Below are 15,206 nucleotides of genomic sequence, written 5' to 3'. Positions count from 1 at the left end.
CGATGAAATTCATACATTTCTTTCTTTTAATGGCGATTTCCCATGTATTGTTTGCAAGAGCAGATCATACTTACAAGCATATTTTAATTACTAATGATGATGGGATTGAAGACATTGATCGTTTGGTTGCTCTTGCCAAAAGTGTTCGACATGTTGCCGATCAGGTTTCTATTATAGTTTCGTCTTTTGATAGGTCTGGCACAAGTAATTATACTACTTTAGGAAAGTATCAATCTACCATAGAAATTACCACCAAATATATTGACACGCTCAACCATGTAGCTGTTTATGAAACACCGGGAAATCCGGCTGACTGTGTACTTATAGGTTTAAGCGGATTTTTTAAAGATAATAGACCTGACTTGGTACTTTCTGGAATTAACGGTGGGGCAAATACTGGTACTGAGTGGTTTGGTTCAGGCACTATTGGAGCAGCAAGAATGGCTGCTTATTTAGGTGTAAAAAGTATTGCTCTTTCAGGCTTTGATGATGATAACCCTGAGTCTTTTAAAGTGATACCTGAATGGATTTCCCATTTTATTTCTTCATCAATCATAGATGAGTTAAGTAATAATCAATACTTTACAATAGCATTTCCCAAAGACATCAATAGTATAACAGGAGTTATTTTTTCTGCAAGAAGAATAGCTTACGAGAGACCTGAGAATATTGTCTTTCAAAAAATTAATACAAATGATGAACAAGCACTAGAAAGCACTACTATATGGATACCTCAACATATTGCTAATCCTGTAGACAGCTCACTGAAATATGATGATTCAAAAGTGAAGGAAGGTTTCATTGTAATTACACCAATGACAATTGACGAAAATGATGAGGAAACACTAAAAAGATTGCAGCAACTACCAGAAAAACTTATCCCACAATTTACTACAACTCAATAAGATTTTAACTGAACCCATTTTATTATGCTTCAAAATTATTTAAAAGTCTTATGGAGAAATACCATAAGGAATCAGGTATTTTCTTTAGTAAATCTACTTGGTCTTTCTGTAGGAATGGCTGCCTGCCTTTTGTTACTGGTGTATGTTTCTGATGAACTCAGTTACGATCAGTATCACGAAAAAGGGGAGAGAATTTATAGGGTAACCGAAAGTTTTAAAAACGGGGAAGATTACACCACCACTGCCATGACTCCCTTTTTAATTGCTGAATACATTACAGAAGAACTGGCAGGTGTAGAAAACTATTTCCGCTTCGATTGCAACATGGATAGAATGATTGTAGAAACAGGAGATAAAGAAATTTTAGAAGTTGGTAACATTGGTTTTAACGATTCTACATTCTTCGATTTCTTCTCGGTTAAACTGCTCCAAGGAGACCCAATACAGTCGCTGTCTGGCCCAAACAAAATGGTGATTAGCCAACAAATGGCTCAAAAGTATTTTGGTAATGAACCTGCACTTGGTAAAACCTTTACACTTAGAAATCCATTTAACGATTTCAATTTTGATGTAGAAGTGACAGGTATAATGGAAAACATGGGGCACAACAGCCATTTCAAGCGAGATTTCCTAATATCTATGTCTACAGCAGACATCATGTTTGGAAACAGAGCGAATGAATGGGGTTGGACTTCTGTATACTCATACATTATGTTAGCTCCCGGCCATGATATTAGCGAAGTAAAAAAGGCTCTTCCAGAAATTGAAAAAAAATATGCGCCTGAGTATTTTCAAGAATGGGCTCACTTCGGTGTACAACCCATGCAAGACATCCACTTAAAGTCTAATTTAAAAGACGAAATGAGTGTAAATGGAGACATTACTTATGTGTATATCTTTATCGCAGTAGCAGCTTTTATCATTTTAATTGCATCGATCAATTATATGAACTTATCTACTGCCAGAGCTGCAAAGAGAGCGAGAGAAGTAGGCATGCGAAAAGTAATGGGAGCTCAAAAAACGCAATTAATATTTCAGTTTTTAGCAGAAGCTTTATTCTTCACCTTATTGTCTTTTATAATAGCAGGTTTTCTTGCAGAAATCACCCTTCCATTGTTTAATAATTTCTCTGGAAAGCAGCTAGAGATCAATTACATAAACTCGCCAGAATACCTGTATTGGTTTTTGGGCTTAGCTATATGTATCGGCTTATTTTCTGGTAGTTATCCTGCATTTATACTTTCACAGTTTCAGCCAGTGAGTGTGTTAAAGGGAAACCAGTCTACTGCAGGTAAAAACAGTTTATTACTTAGAAAAGGCTTGGTTATTTTTCAGTTTGCTATTTCTATCACGCTCATTATCTGCACCATTATTATTTATAATCAGTGGGAATTTATGCGAGAAAAAAAGCTTGGGCTCGATACAGATAAGATCATCAATATTCCTGTGAGTAATGAGAATATTAGAGATAATTATCAGGTATTTAAGCAAGATTTACTCAGCTCACCCGAAGTTGCAGAAGTCGCAGCAATGAACAAACGTATTACTAGCAGATTCTCAAATTACCGCCTTTTCAACTACGAAGGTTTTACCGAGACTTTCACCATGCCTTTTGGTGCTGTGGATGAAGATTTCTTTAAAGTATTTAATATTGATATGGTAGCAGGCAAGAGCTTTACTAACTACGCTGCTGATTCTGCTAAAAATATCATAGTGAATGAAGCTGCTGTAAAGATGCTAGGCAAAACACCAGAAGAAGTCTTAGGAACTAGATTTAAATTTGATGATACATTTCAACCTCAGATAATTGGTGTGGCTAAAAACTTTCACTTCGAATCGCTACATAATGAGATTATCCCCATGTGGTTTTATCATAGCAAAAACAACTATGGTAACATTGCGGTGAGAATTGCTGGCAACCAATTAGATGAAGCCCTTACAAACATTGAAAAGAGCTGGAAAAAGATCAACACCCTCACTCCTTTTGAGTTTGAGTTTATGCAAGCCGAAATTGAACAAGCTTACAGAAGTGAACAGCGATTTTTTCAGGTATTTGCCGTATTTGCTGGCTTGGCTATCATCATAGCATGTTTAGGCATTTTCGGATTAGCTGCTTTTACAGCCATCCAAAGAAAGAAAGAGATTGGCATTAGAAAAGTACTTGGAGCTTCTACCACAGGCATCACTTTGCTACTTTCCAATGAATTTACTTTACTGGTCTTACTGGCAAACATCTTTGCTTGGCCTCTTGCCTGGTGGCTTATGGATACCTGGTTGGCAGATTTTGCTTACCACATCCAAATTAGCATTTGGGTATTTATCGGAGGTACTGTACTCTCATTATTAGTTGCTTTATTAACCGTAATCTTCCAATCGATTAAAGCAGCACTGAGTAATCCAGTTAACTCTCTAAGAGCTAACTAGTCGAAAAAAACACTATCAAACAATACACACTATTACTATAATTAACTTAATATGATTCTCAATTTCTTAGTTATAGCGTTCAGAAATATCATTAGAAACAAGCTGTTTACCTCTATTAATGTATTTGGTTTAGCAGTAGGCATTGCCAGTGTAAGCATCATTATGGTTTACATTAATCATGAATTGAGTTATGATAAATTTCATGAATCTGCCGAGAATATTTACCGAGTAGCTTGGTTTGGAGGTGGTGATTCTCCTCAAACACGCGTGCCACACCCAATGGCTCAAGCAATGGTAAATGATTTCCCTGAAGTAGAATCTGCTGTAAGTATAACTCCACTCTGGGGGCCTGGTCTCATTAAAGAAACATTTTCGGTAAATAATCCTGAAAACGACGATTGGTTTGATGAAAAGGAGATACTGGCAGTAGATACTAGTTTCTTTAAAGTATTCTCTTTTGAAATGCTACTTGGCGATAAAGAAAATGTGTTGAAAAGACCAGATATCATTTTAATCACAGAGTCTACAGCAGTAAAGTATTTTGGTGAAAACTGGAGAGAAAAAAACCTCTTAGAAAAGTTTCTTTCTGTAAATGATTCCAGATACATCATTCAAATTGGTGGGGTGTTAAAAGATCCGCCTAAAACTTCTCACTTCCACTTCGATTTCTTGGTTTCTTATATCAGACTTAAAACAGAAGACCCAGATGATGAATTTATGACATGGGCAGATTTTGGCCATTTCAATTATATAAAACTAAAAGCAGGTAGCGATTCAGATGCATTAGAAAGAAAGTTGTTCGAATGGGTTGCTCCTCACATAAATGCAGACCAAGAAGCTATTGATTATTTTAATGAAAGGCCTAATGTCGGATTCCAATTACAAAGAATTACAGACATTCACCTGCAATCAAGAATACGCTGGGAGTTGGAAGCCAATGGCAACATTGCCTATGTATATATTATGTCTGCGGCAGCACTTTTCATTTTAATTATTGCTGCATTTAACTTTATGAATCTCACCACAGCACAGTCTGCAAATCGCTCAAAAGAAATTGGCATCAGAAAATCTTTAGGAGCCAGACAAAATCAGGTTCGCTTTCAATTTATAATGGAGACCACTGTATTGGCAGCAATTTCTGTAATAATGGGGGGATTTATGGCTGAAATTACGCTTCCATTTTTTGAAACCCTTACTGGGAAAACACTGGATAGCTCTCTATTATACACACCAATTGCTATTGGCAGCTATGTATTAATCATTCTGTTTTTAGGATTTATAGCTGGTTTATATCCTGCATTTGTGCTTGCTAGAGTCAATATTAGAAAAGTGTTGAAAGGCGAATTTGTATCTGGCAAAAAAGGTCATGCTTTTAGAAGCACACTCGTAGTGATTCAATTTGCTATTGCCATGATTTTGATAAGTGGAAGTATGGTTATTTTTAATCAGCTCATCTATTTACAAAACAAATCTTTAGGTTTTAATAAAGAAGAGAAAGTAGTTATTCCAATGATGGAGGGAGATATGAGAAAGAACTACCCTACTATGGAAAAAGAATTACTGCGACTCCCAGGAGTTAGCGCTGTTGCTGCGGTTTCTAATTTACCGGGCGGGCAGTTTAACCAACAATCTTTATATGATGCAGGACATCCAGAACATATAATAGATGCTTCTGAAATGATATGCAGCCACGATTTTCTTAACCTGATGGATATAAAAATTATTGAAGGTAGAGGTTTCGATGAATCAATTATTACCGATTCTATAGATGCTTTTATTCTGAATAAAGAAGCTGTAGAAGCATTGAACTTGAAAGATCCAATTGGTAAAGAGTTGGTTTTAGATATGGATGGGTTTAAGTTGAAAGGATCAGTAATTGGCATTACAGAAAACTTCCATTATTTATCGCTCCACGACCCGATAAGACCTTTGATAGTTATTGAGCGACCTTGGTATAACCATTTAATACTTAATGTTGGCACAGAACATCTATCAGAAAACATGAATGCTATTAGAAACATCTGGCAAGAACACGCTGGCAACTTTAGGTTTTCTTATAATTTTCTAGATCAAAACATTGATGCCCAATACCGAGCTGAAAAAATAACAGGTAAAATATTCGGTGTGTTTTCTGGAATTGCTGTAGTAATCGCCTGTTTGGGATTATTCAGTATGGCTTCTATCAATATGGAAAGAAGGAAAAAAGAAGTGGGTGTAAGAAAAATATTAGGAGCATCTAAGCCACACATATTGTTGTTGCTTTTGGGTGAGTTCAGCAAAATAATTTTACTTGCCTTATTGCTAGCTGCTCCAATCGGCTGGTTTATGATGGACAACTGGTTGAATAATTTCACCTATCACATCAATTTAACTATTCAGTTATTTGTTGGAGCTGCCATATTAGTAGTATTTATCGCATGGCTTACCATTTCTGGCATTGCATTAAAAACGCTTGCCATCAATCCGACTGAAGCATTGAAATCAGAATAAATTTTCATGCTAATAAAAAAGCCAGTAGAGGAAAACTCTACTGGCTTTTTTTGTTTAACCTCGTTCCACTATCAATTCACTTCAACTACTTTCTCTAAATCAAACTTTAAATTTTCAGATGAGAATACGCTTTGTAAAACTGCTTGTAACTTCAGCTGATACTTGCCCGGATTAGGAGCTATAAACTGTATACTAATACCATGTCCAATTTTTTGCTCATTTAATATTTCCACTTTACTTTCTGAACCTTTATAGACAATTTCTGTATCAGCATAATAAACCATCAACTCATCTGGCGATACATCATAACAATCTGCGGTTACCCATAATACATTTACTGTATCGCCAGTAAAGTATAATTCTTTATCAGAATAACTATTAAAATTTCTGTAGAACTGGCAGCAACTACTTATATTCATTGCAACACTTTGGATAATCTCCTTCTCAATTAAAAGTAAATTCAACTTGCTGAGCAGGTAATTTTCTTTATCATCTGCTGCTTCTTGTGCATAAAATAAAGCTCTTTGGTATAACTCATCCCAATCTAAAATCTCTAACTGCTCCAATTGGTAAAGCGTATCGAGTGAATGCAAATAATGAATAAGTGCGATATTATCAGAATTATTAAGCGAAGTTTTATTTAAAAATTGCTTCATCCGTTTATAATGCTCTACATCAACAGGTCGCCTTCCTTTATTTTCGATAGCCAGATGTATTTTATCTATGCTACGTAGGTTTTCATGCCTTAAAACTTCGATGCTTTTATTGAGTGTTTGGATATGATTTTCTAAACTTTGCTCATCTTTTCCACAAGCAAAAAGACTAAACAAAAGCACTAAAAACAGCGAAATATGATTAATTTTGAGCATTTTTTACTTTTTACCAATACAACTACATCAGACAATCTATCGTATCTGATTATATTTTTATTCTCTCAATAATCTAATACTTCTATCATTTTTCTATCTTTGTAACCCTTTCATTTTACATTAAGAAGTAGGAATCGATGAGTTTTTTGGATAGCCTTAATGAACCGCAACGTGAAGCGGTAGTAAATACTGATGGACCTTTAATGATAATAGCCGGAGCTGGCTCTGGTAAAACAAGGGTGCTTACATACCGTATTGCTTATTTAATTAATCAGGGAGTAGACCCTTTCAATATCTTGGCACTTACTTTTACCAATAAGGCAGCCCGAGAAATGCAAGAAAGGATCGAGTATATAGTTGGAAATGAAGCTAGAAATCTATGGATGGGAACTTTCCACTCGATCTTTGCCAGAATTTTAAGGTTTGAAGCTAACAAAATAGGTTTTGATAGCAACTTTACCATTTACGATACTGACGATTCTAAATCGCTACTTCGCGCTATTATAAAGGAAAAAAAGCTTGACGATAAAATTTATAAAGTAAATGGTGTTTTGGCGAGGATATCTTCAGCTAAAAACAACCTTATCTCTTGGCAGGCTTACAAAAGCAATCCGGAATTAATTTTGGAAGACGATGCTTCTCGCCGACCAAAAATCGCAGACATCTACCAAACATATGTAATGCGCTGCTTTAAGGCAAATGCTATGGACTTTGATGATTTGCTTTTTAATACCAATGTTTTATTTCGCGATCATCTGGATGTGTTGAATAAATATCAGCACAAGTTTAAGTATGTAATGATTGATGAGTTTCAGGATACGAATATTTCGCAGTATGCTATTACTAGAAAGCTCTCAAATCTTTACCAAAATATAGCTGTGGTGGGAGATGATGCACAAAGTATCTATGCTTTCCGTGGAGCTAATATCCAGAACATCCTCAACTTTGAAAAAGATTATCCAGATTTAAAAACCATCAGGCTAGAACAGAATTATCGCTCTACACAAAATATTGTAAATGCGGCTAACTCTGTAATTAGATACAATGAAAACCAACTCAAGAAAAAAGTTTGGACTAATAATGATCATGGTGAAAAACTTGAGTTGATTAAAGCTGTTTCTGACGGTGAAGAAGGTAGACTAGTTGCTTCGTCTATCTTTCAAGAAAAGATGAATCATGGCTTATCAAATAGTGCTTTTTGTGTGCTTTATAGAACCAACTCTCAATCAAGAGCATTGGAAGAAGCGCTCAGAAGTATGAATATCAAATACAAGATAATTGGAGGCCTTTCATTCTATCAGCGTAAAGAAATTAAAGACTTACTAGCTTATTTGCGCTTTTCTGTAAACCCAAGTGATGAAGAAGCCTTTAAGAGAATAATTAATTATCCGAAGCGAGGAATTGGTAATACTTCAGTTGAAAAGATATTGGTTACCGCAGATGAGCATAATATTTCTGTTTGGGATGTAGTAAGTAATTCGCAAAGGTTTTTTGGCAACAACAGGCTTTCAACCGCATTAGAAGGCTTTACGATTATGATCAAAAGCTTTATGCTGGCGATTAATAATAAAGATGCTTTTAAAGCCGCTACACAAGTTGCCAAAAACTCTGGCATACTTAAAGAATTGTATGATGACAAAACAGTTGAGGGCAGAGTTCGCTACGAAAACTTACAAGAATTACTAAACTCTGTAAAGGCTTTTGTAGATGATCCTGAAAATGAAGATAAAGGTCTTGAAAACTTTCTACAAGAAGTTGCGCTTTACTCAACCAGCGATACTGATACCGACGAAGATTCAGTAACGATGATGACCATTCACATGTCTAAAGGGTTAGAGTTTAGCCATGTTTACATAGTAGGGATGGAAGAAGATTTATTTCCATCGCAAATGATGTTGAGCTCCAGAGCTGATCTTGAAGAAGAAAGAAGACTGTTTTATGTAGCAATTACACGAGCAAAAACCCGCTTATACTTATCGTATGCATTACAGCGATATAGATTTGGCCAGCTAAAACCATGTGAGCCAAGTCGTTTTTTAGAAGAAATTCACTTCGATTACATCAATACCGTAAATACGATAAGCAATAACCGACCTTCTTCAGGTTTTAAGTTAAATAAGAAAACACCTACTTCATCTTTAAAAACAAAGTCTAATTTTAGTACTAACTTTAAAGGGAAGCAACAACATAAAGCATCTGAAAACTTTACTCCAAGTAGCCCAAATGATTTGAAAGAAGGCTTAAGAGTAGAGCATTTGAAGTTCGGATTTGGTAAAATTACATCAATAGACACACACGGAAGTGATAAACGTGCTAAAGTAGCATTCGATAATTTTGGTGAAAAAACTTTAATTCTTAGTTTTGCTAAACTGATGATACATGAATAGTCTGGTTTAATGCAAACAAAATATTGCATTTTCATTTCTGAAAAATAAAAGATTCATCTTTCCGTCTATTAGTACAGTAACATAATACCAACACAATTATAAAGGGGATCCATTTTTTGATAAAAAATATTATTAGCCCATCTTTAGTATACTATGGAATATAATTCACAAAGAGAGCCGTTGATCTTGATGGAATACGGTAGAAATGTACAGAAGCTCGTAAGATACATCCGTGAGTTGGATGATAAAGAAGAACGTAGCCGCCTTTCCCACGTCCTCATTCACTTAATGAAACAACTCAACCCTTCTGTAAGAGAAAATAGCGACAACGTACAACGTATCTGGGATCACCTGCATATTATGGCAGATTTCACATTGGATATTGAAGCGCCTTATCCTACACCAGATGAATCAATCGTGTTTGCAAAGCCACAAAAAATGGAATACAAAAGTGGTGAGTTAAAATTCAAACACTATGGGAGAAATATAGACCTGCTTATTTCTAGAGCCATTGCTCTTGAAGATGAAACTGAGAAAAATGATGCAATTATTTACATTGGAAAGTTAATGAAGTCTTTCTATGCTTCTTGGAACAAAGAAAACATTAGTGATGATGTAATCATTAGACACCTGTACGAACTGTCTGATCGTAAAATTGACTATAGAGATAAAGTTAAATCTGATGAAACACTCTTCAACATCAGTAACTTTAAAGATAAAAGCAACGACAGACACGATCACAGCGACAGAAGATCAAGAAATAATAACAATAGTGGTAAGAGACGTTCAAGAAGAAGAAGATAATCGAATTTCACTTATATATAAAGCAGTCTTTTCAGACTGCTTTTTTTATTGAATTTACTTTCTAAGTTTATAGGTAAATAAATTAGTCTACCTCCTTTTACCATGAATAGAAGATCATTTACAAAGAATATTCTTTCGTTTAGTGCATTAGCTCCTTTTCTTGTTCCTCACAATTTTAATTTCAAACAGAAACAGCAGAAAAGACCTGTAATTATTGATACTGATACAGCAAACGAAATTGATGATTTGTATGCAGTGGTGAGGATGGTTTTAGCAGAAGATTTTGAGGTATTGGGTTTATGCTCTGCGCAGTGGCAACATCAACTTTCTCCTAAATACACAGTGTTAGAAAGCCAAAGGTTGAATGATGATTTACTTCGAATAATGAACAGGCAGGATATTCCTGCACCATTAGGTTCTGAGTTAAAAATGGGGAAACCTTGGGGAGGTTATGAACCTGCTGATTCTGCTGCTGCACAACTTATTATTACAGAAACAAGAAGTTTCACTCGCAATCATCCAAATGAAAAACTAACTGTAATTTGCTTGGGTGCTCTCACCAATATTGCTTCGGCCATTGCTCTTGCTCCTGAAATTGTAAATAATATAGAAGTATATGCACTTGGAGGAAAATACTTCTCAGACAAAAGTATTTGGGATAAAGATGAATTTAATGTGAGACGAGATTTTAATGCTTTCAATTTTATGCTCAATACTGAAAATCTTGCTTTGCATATAATGCCCATCAACATACTTTATGATTTCGTATTTAAGCAAAGTGAGGTTACTAAAAGATTATCTGGTAAAGGAGCTGTTTGGAATTATTTGGTTGCCAGATGGAAAACCAATGCACCTAATCACGAAAACAGAGTATTCTGGGATTTGGCACTAGCGCTAGCAGTATTAAAACCTAGCTACGCAAAAGAAGAACTTAGGAAAACACCTCCCGAAAACAACCAACGAGATATTTGGGTCTACACAAAAATTAATGAAGAGAAAATGTTTAGTGATTGGTGGAACTTTGCCGAATCTCATTTTAGAAAATGATAAAGCATTTATCTATTTAGCTATTGAAATCTTCTTATAATAAATATTTCCCTTATCGAAAATCTGTAAGGTGTAAATGCCACTAGCCAACCTTGCTACATCTATGTGATAATATTCGGTTGCTGTCTCTAGTTTGACATCTAATTTATTACCAGCCAAATCGTATAATAAAACTGAAATTACCTGATTAGATAAAACATTGTTAGTAATTCTCAATTTATCAACAGCCGGTACAGGATAAATCTCCCAAGGGTTTTCCAAAGCTTGATTTAAACCTGAAATAGCATCTTTCCAAATTACAAGTTTTCTAATTTCAGAATAAGTACAACCTAAACTATCTGAAACTTCAAGTGAGATTTGTACTGTACCAGTATCTAAAAAAGATAATACAAACTCCTGTTCATCACTACTAAAGCCATTGTCTGCTTGCCAATTCCATTCATTTCCATAAAATGCAGTAATTGTCAATTCCTGAGAGTTACTTACTTCTACAGAATCTGATAAATCCATAAATGATATTAAATCTGGAGTAGGGTTTAGTAAAACATTTACTGTAATATTTTCGCTTGCTAGGTCATCTGTCACATTACTAACTTGAATTATTTGTGCTTCTCTGACCTCCTCTAACAATAAAGAACTACTCTCTGCCAATAATACATCTGATTTGTAAAACCTGAATTTCTCTCCATTTTCAGGATTTAATAATACATTTTCTCCATAACAGACATAAATGGTATCTTGTAAAACTGGTAATTCCGATTGCTTCAATACAACTATAGATGTTCTAATTTCTACATAACATCCCAGATCATCTGTTGCTCTAGCTATTATTTCATGCTCACCACTCTCTTGAAAAATGTACCCTAAAGCATCACCATCTAAAGTTTTATCATCAAAAATCCATTCCACAGAAGTGTTTTCTGAGATAGCTACCAATTCAATTTTCTCACCTACTAAAGCGGTATCTGGAATAGATAAATTAATTTCAGGCTTATTGATGTTCACATTCAATTGTACATAGTTGCTATCAGAAGCATTTACTCCTCTTTGGTAATAAACTGCACCTGAAGTTAAAGTAAGTAATAATGAATCACCTGTTGAAATAGGAGTACTCAAAGGGTAACTATCATAAAAATTCACCTCAGCAGAGTTGGTACTTTGCCATATAAACTCATCTCCATAGCAGACAGTAGTATTTTGCCTAACAGGAGTATAATCTTTAATATAAACCTGAGTATCTAGGCTTAATATACAACCCAAACTATCGGTCAGTTTTAGGTTAACTTCGTATAAACCTGGCCAATTATATTTAAAAGTCGGATTATCTTCGGTTGAAGTAAAACCATTACCAAAATCCCATTCAGTTATACTTGAAGGAAAATTACTTATATAAGCAAACTGAACAATGCCACCACTATCAAGCAAAACCGTATCTTTGCTTAGCAGTATTTCACCTTCTAATTTAGAAATGTAAATATTGAATTTCTTCTTCTCACTCTCATATACACTGCTATGGTTACTAATCCACAAAGTGGTAACAGAATCAGCAGTTGACATATCTAATTCTTTACCAGCATAAAATGGATTAATAGTATCTGAATCGTAATAGAATTTAAAATAATCGCCATTTAGAGGAGAAATGTATGGTGATCTACCACATAAAATTGTATCATTCAATACAGGAGCTTCACTAATAAAACCATTATAATTTAGTTTTTCAGCAGCTTCTAGTAATTTAGTTTTTAGCTCTTCTAGGTTATTTCCTGCAACAAGTACTAAGGTAAATTCAACAGTAGAATCAGGTGAAATTTTATTAAAGTTGGTACTATTTACATGGACTACTTCTCCCTTTCCATTAAAATTAAGATTGTATTTACCCCATAGCAATGCATATTTTTCAGTATCATCCAGACTGTCTGAATAATTAATCTCAGTAGTAAGAGATTTATTAAGTGAAGAGTAATTATTTTCCGTATTGAATGATTTTATTCCAAAATATAAATCATCTGATGAGGCATAACCAAAATTGTAAACCGAATCCCATTTAGCATCATTCTCTTCTAATTCTGCTAGAAAATAATCTGTATAAAAACCAGCAAGTACATTTTTGAGCGTATCTAAACCGGTGTTTTCTAACTTGTAGTTGATAGTTAAAAAATCTTCTACAAAGTGGATACCCAAGCTTTTTGTAACTGTTAGATCTGGAAAATTTAGAGTATCGCTAAATGAGGTTACTATTGATACAAGTGTATCTGATTGATTGAGATTAAACTCTCCTGCAAAATTTATAAAATCGTCATTTTTTTCTGTTGCATTTAAATAAACTACATCAGACATTGTTTGTGAATCAGATGCTATTATAAGCCCTGCATCCTGAATAAACTGATTCTTTTTCCATTTTAAACCAATTCCACTATAAGGATATTCATCACCGATGTATCCAAGTCTTCCATTATCATCTAGACTTAAATCCCAATTACCTTTATGGAAATCAAAATATTTATCTGCTTCCCAAAAAAAGTATTGGTAATCTTCATAATCTGCATCTGAAAACTCAAGCTTAAAATAAAGTTGTTGATACTCAGGCAAAGCTTCACTGAGCACTACTTTAAAAGGATTTAAAGCATTTTTAGCCGTATCTCCTGCACTAAGCTCTCCAATTATAAAAGCGTCTTCTATAACAGTAGCATATTCTGATAGAGAAATTAATTTTACAGAAGCTGTAGGTGATAAACTTTGGAAATAGTTTACAAAATTTGCAGAGATATTAATCGTATCTCCTCTTAAAAATAAATCGCCTTCACGGCCAATGTGAGTAATATTCTTTGCTCTAACAGATTTTATCGAACTCACTTCGGTTAATGCTCGATAGGCATTTACTCTACCATTACCCAATAAATTCACATAGCTTTTATTTCCATCTTTGTCATAAACATCATCTGCTGTCATTCTTAGAATTTCGGCTATTTCTGGAGCTGTGTATGCTGGAAATTGCGCTCTGATTAATGAAGCTATACCAGCAACAAATGGAGATGCATAAGAAGAACCCGTTTTAAAAGCATGACCTTCAAATGATGTACCTGTAGTAGTGGTTGGCACATCAACTCCTGGAGCTAATAAATCTACAAAATAGCTATAAGATCCTCTGTAATATCTTTCATCTGCACTTGTGCTATGCGCTACTGAAAGCACATTTTCGTAGGAAGCCGGATAAAAGTTATAATAGCCATTTGAGTTTCCTGCTGCGGCTACTATTAATGCATCATACTCTTCTGTTATAAAATTGATAACATCTTGCTCATATTCAGATGGGCCTCCGGTTCCTCTACCTAAAGAAAGATTGATAATTTTACAACCATTTTCTGCAGCATATAACATGGCTGTATAAGTATTCATAATATAGCCAGAGGAATGATATACTTTTATAGGCATAAACTTGGTATTATAGCCTGTTCCAAAAGTGCCAAAGTTATCGTTTACTTTTGCTGCTGCCATGCCAGAAACCTCCGTTCCATGCCCATTATTATCAGAAACATCTGTATCGTATTCGGCAAAATCATATCCTAAAGAATCATCTGTAAAACCATTATCATCATCGTCTATTCCGGGCAAACCGTAACGCTCTGCATTATTATAATAAAGTTGTGAAGATAAACTGGGATGAGAAGTTTTTACACCTGTATCTATTATCCCGATAATAATTGAAGAATCTCCTTGGTTTATATCCCAAGCATCATATGTTTGCGTATTTACATGCCCCCAATGAGCCCAATTGTAAGTATCATTCGGCTCAAACATCAACTCATATTTATATAATGGCTCAGCGTATTCTATCCAGTCTTGCTCTTTTAATTGAGCTATTATCTTAACTAAATCTGAATTTTCTCTAAGTTGAAGTTTGTATATTCTGCTAAACTCTTCTCTGCGTTCTTGTTTCTCTGCAGTTGATAAAAGTTGAAGCCTCGAAGTCCCTTTTTCCTTTAATACTTTTTCTGCACGCTTAACTCCATATGGAATTAGGTTTTGCAGGATGTTATCTTGTTGTAATAATTTATAATTGGCAGTTTGGGTAACAGAAGCTTTTACTTTAATTACAATTTCATCATTTACATATAACTCTTCTGTTTTGTTGTTTTGAGCCGATAGGTTTGAAATGCAAAAAAATAAAATAAACAGTGATTGCAGCCTCATTATTTCCGCCATTTTTTTTAATCAAGATAATTTGATTTAGTAAACGGCGGATAATTAAAGTTTAATTTATCTTTTCTGTTAAATCAATT

8 protein-coding genes are annotated in these 15,206 nt (G+C 34.6%); 6 read left to right on the top strand and 2 right to left on the bottom strand.

The genetic code is table 11. From position 1 onward, the window contains the following. The first annotated feature begins 2 nt into the window (after positions 1–2). Genes surE through OQ292_RS11110 form a run of 3 tightly spaced genes read left to right on the top strand, consistent with a single transcriptional unit; the run spans position 3 to position 5,819 of the window. Positions 3–905, top strand: a complete 903-nt coding sequence (gene surE / locus OQ292_RS11120; protein ID WP_284682201.1) for a 5'/3'-nucleotidase SurE — start codon at positions 3–5, stop codon at positions 903–905. Between the two features lie 24 nt (positions 906–929). Beyond that, positions 930–3,329: an ABC transporter permease gene (locus tag OQ292_RS11115; RefSeq protein WP_284682200.1), complete on the top strand. Its 2,400-nt coding sequence runs from the start codon at positions 930–932 to the stop codon at positions 3,327–3,329. Between the two features lie 51 nt (positions 3,330–3,380). Further along, positions 3,381–5,819 (top strand): FtsX-like permease family protein, encoded by a 2,439-nt coding sequence (locus OQ292_RS11110; protein ID WP_284682199.1) that lies wholly within the window; start codon positions 3,381–3,383, stop codon positions 5,817–5,819. 71 nt (positions 5,820–5,890) lie between these two features. Here OQ292_RS11110 and OQ292_RS11105 read toward each other — a convergent pair whose 3' ends face one another. Beyond that, positions 5,891–6,688, bottom strand: coding sequence for a hypothetical protein (locus OQ292_RS11105; protein ID WP_284682198.1), 798 nt, complete (start codon positions 6,686–6,688; stop codon positions 5,891–5,893). 137 nt (positions 6,689–6,825) lie between these two features. Here OQ292_RS11105 and OQ292_RS11100 point away from each other — a divergent pair, with 137 nt between their 5' ends. The 3 genes from OQ292_RS11100 (at position 6,826) to OQ292_RS11090 (ending at position 10,926) form a co-directional block, all read left to right on the top strand. Next, the gene (locus OQ292_RS11100; RefSeq protein WP_284682197.1) at positions 6,826–9,075 is read left to right on the top strand and encodes an ATP-dependent helicase; all 2,250 of its coding nucleotides are present in this window, start codon (positions 6,826–6,828) and stop codon (positions 9,073–9,075) included. A gap of 153 nt (positions 9,076–9,228) precedes the next feature. Continuing rightward, on the top strand, positions 9,229–9,879 hold the full coding sequence (locus OQ292_RS11095; RefSeq protein ID WP_284682196.1) for a DUF4290 domain-containing protein: 651 nt from the start codon (positions 9,229–9,231) through the stop codon (positions 9,877–9,879). Positions 9,880–9,981: 102 nt separating this feature from the next. Further along, positions 9,982–10,926, top strand: a complete 945-nt coding sequence (locus OQ292_RS11090) for a nucleoside hydrolase (RefSeq protein ID WP_284682195.1) — start codon at positions 9,982–9,984, stop codon at positions 10,924–10,926. A 12-nt stretch (positions 10,927–10,938) separates the two neighbouring features. Here OQ292_RS11090 and OQ292_RS11085 read toward each other — a convergent pair whose 3' ends face one another. After that, complete coding sequence (locus tag OQ292_RS11085; protein ID WP_284682194.1) at positions 10,939–15,117, bottom strand: S8 family serine peptidase; 4,179 nt, start codon at positions 15,115–15,117, stop codon at positions 10,939–10,941. Positions 15,118–15,206 lie beyond the last annotated feature (89 nt).

The organism is Chondrinema litorale (genome assembly GCF_026250525.1).
Lineage (GTDB): Bacteria > Bacteroidota > Bacteroidia > Cytophagales > Flammeovirgaceae > Chondrinema > Chondrinema litorale.
This window is presented reverse-complemented; position numbering and strand designations above follow the sequence as displayed.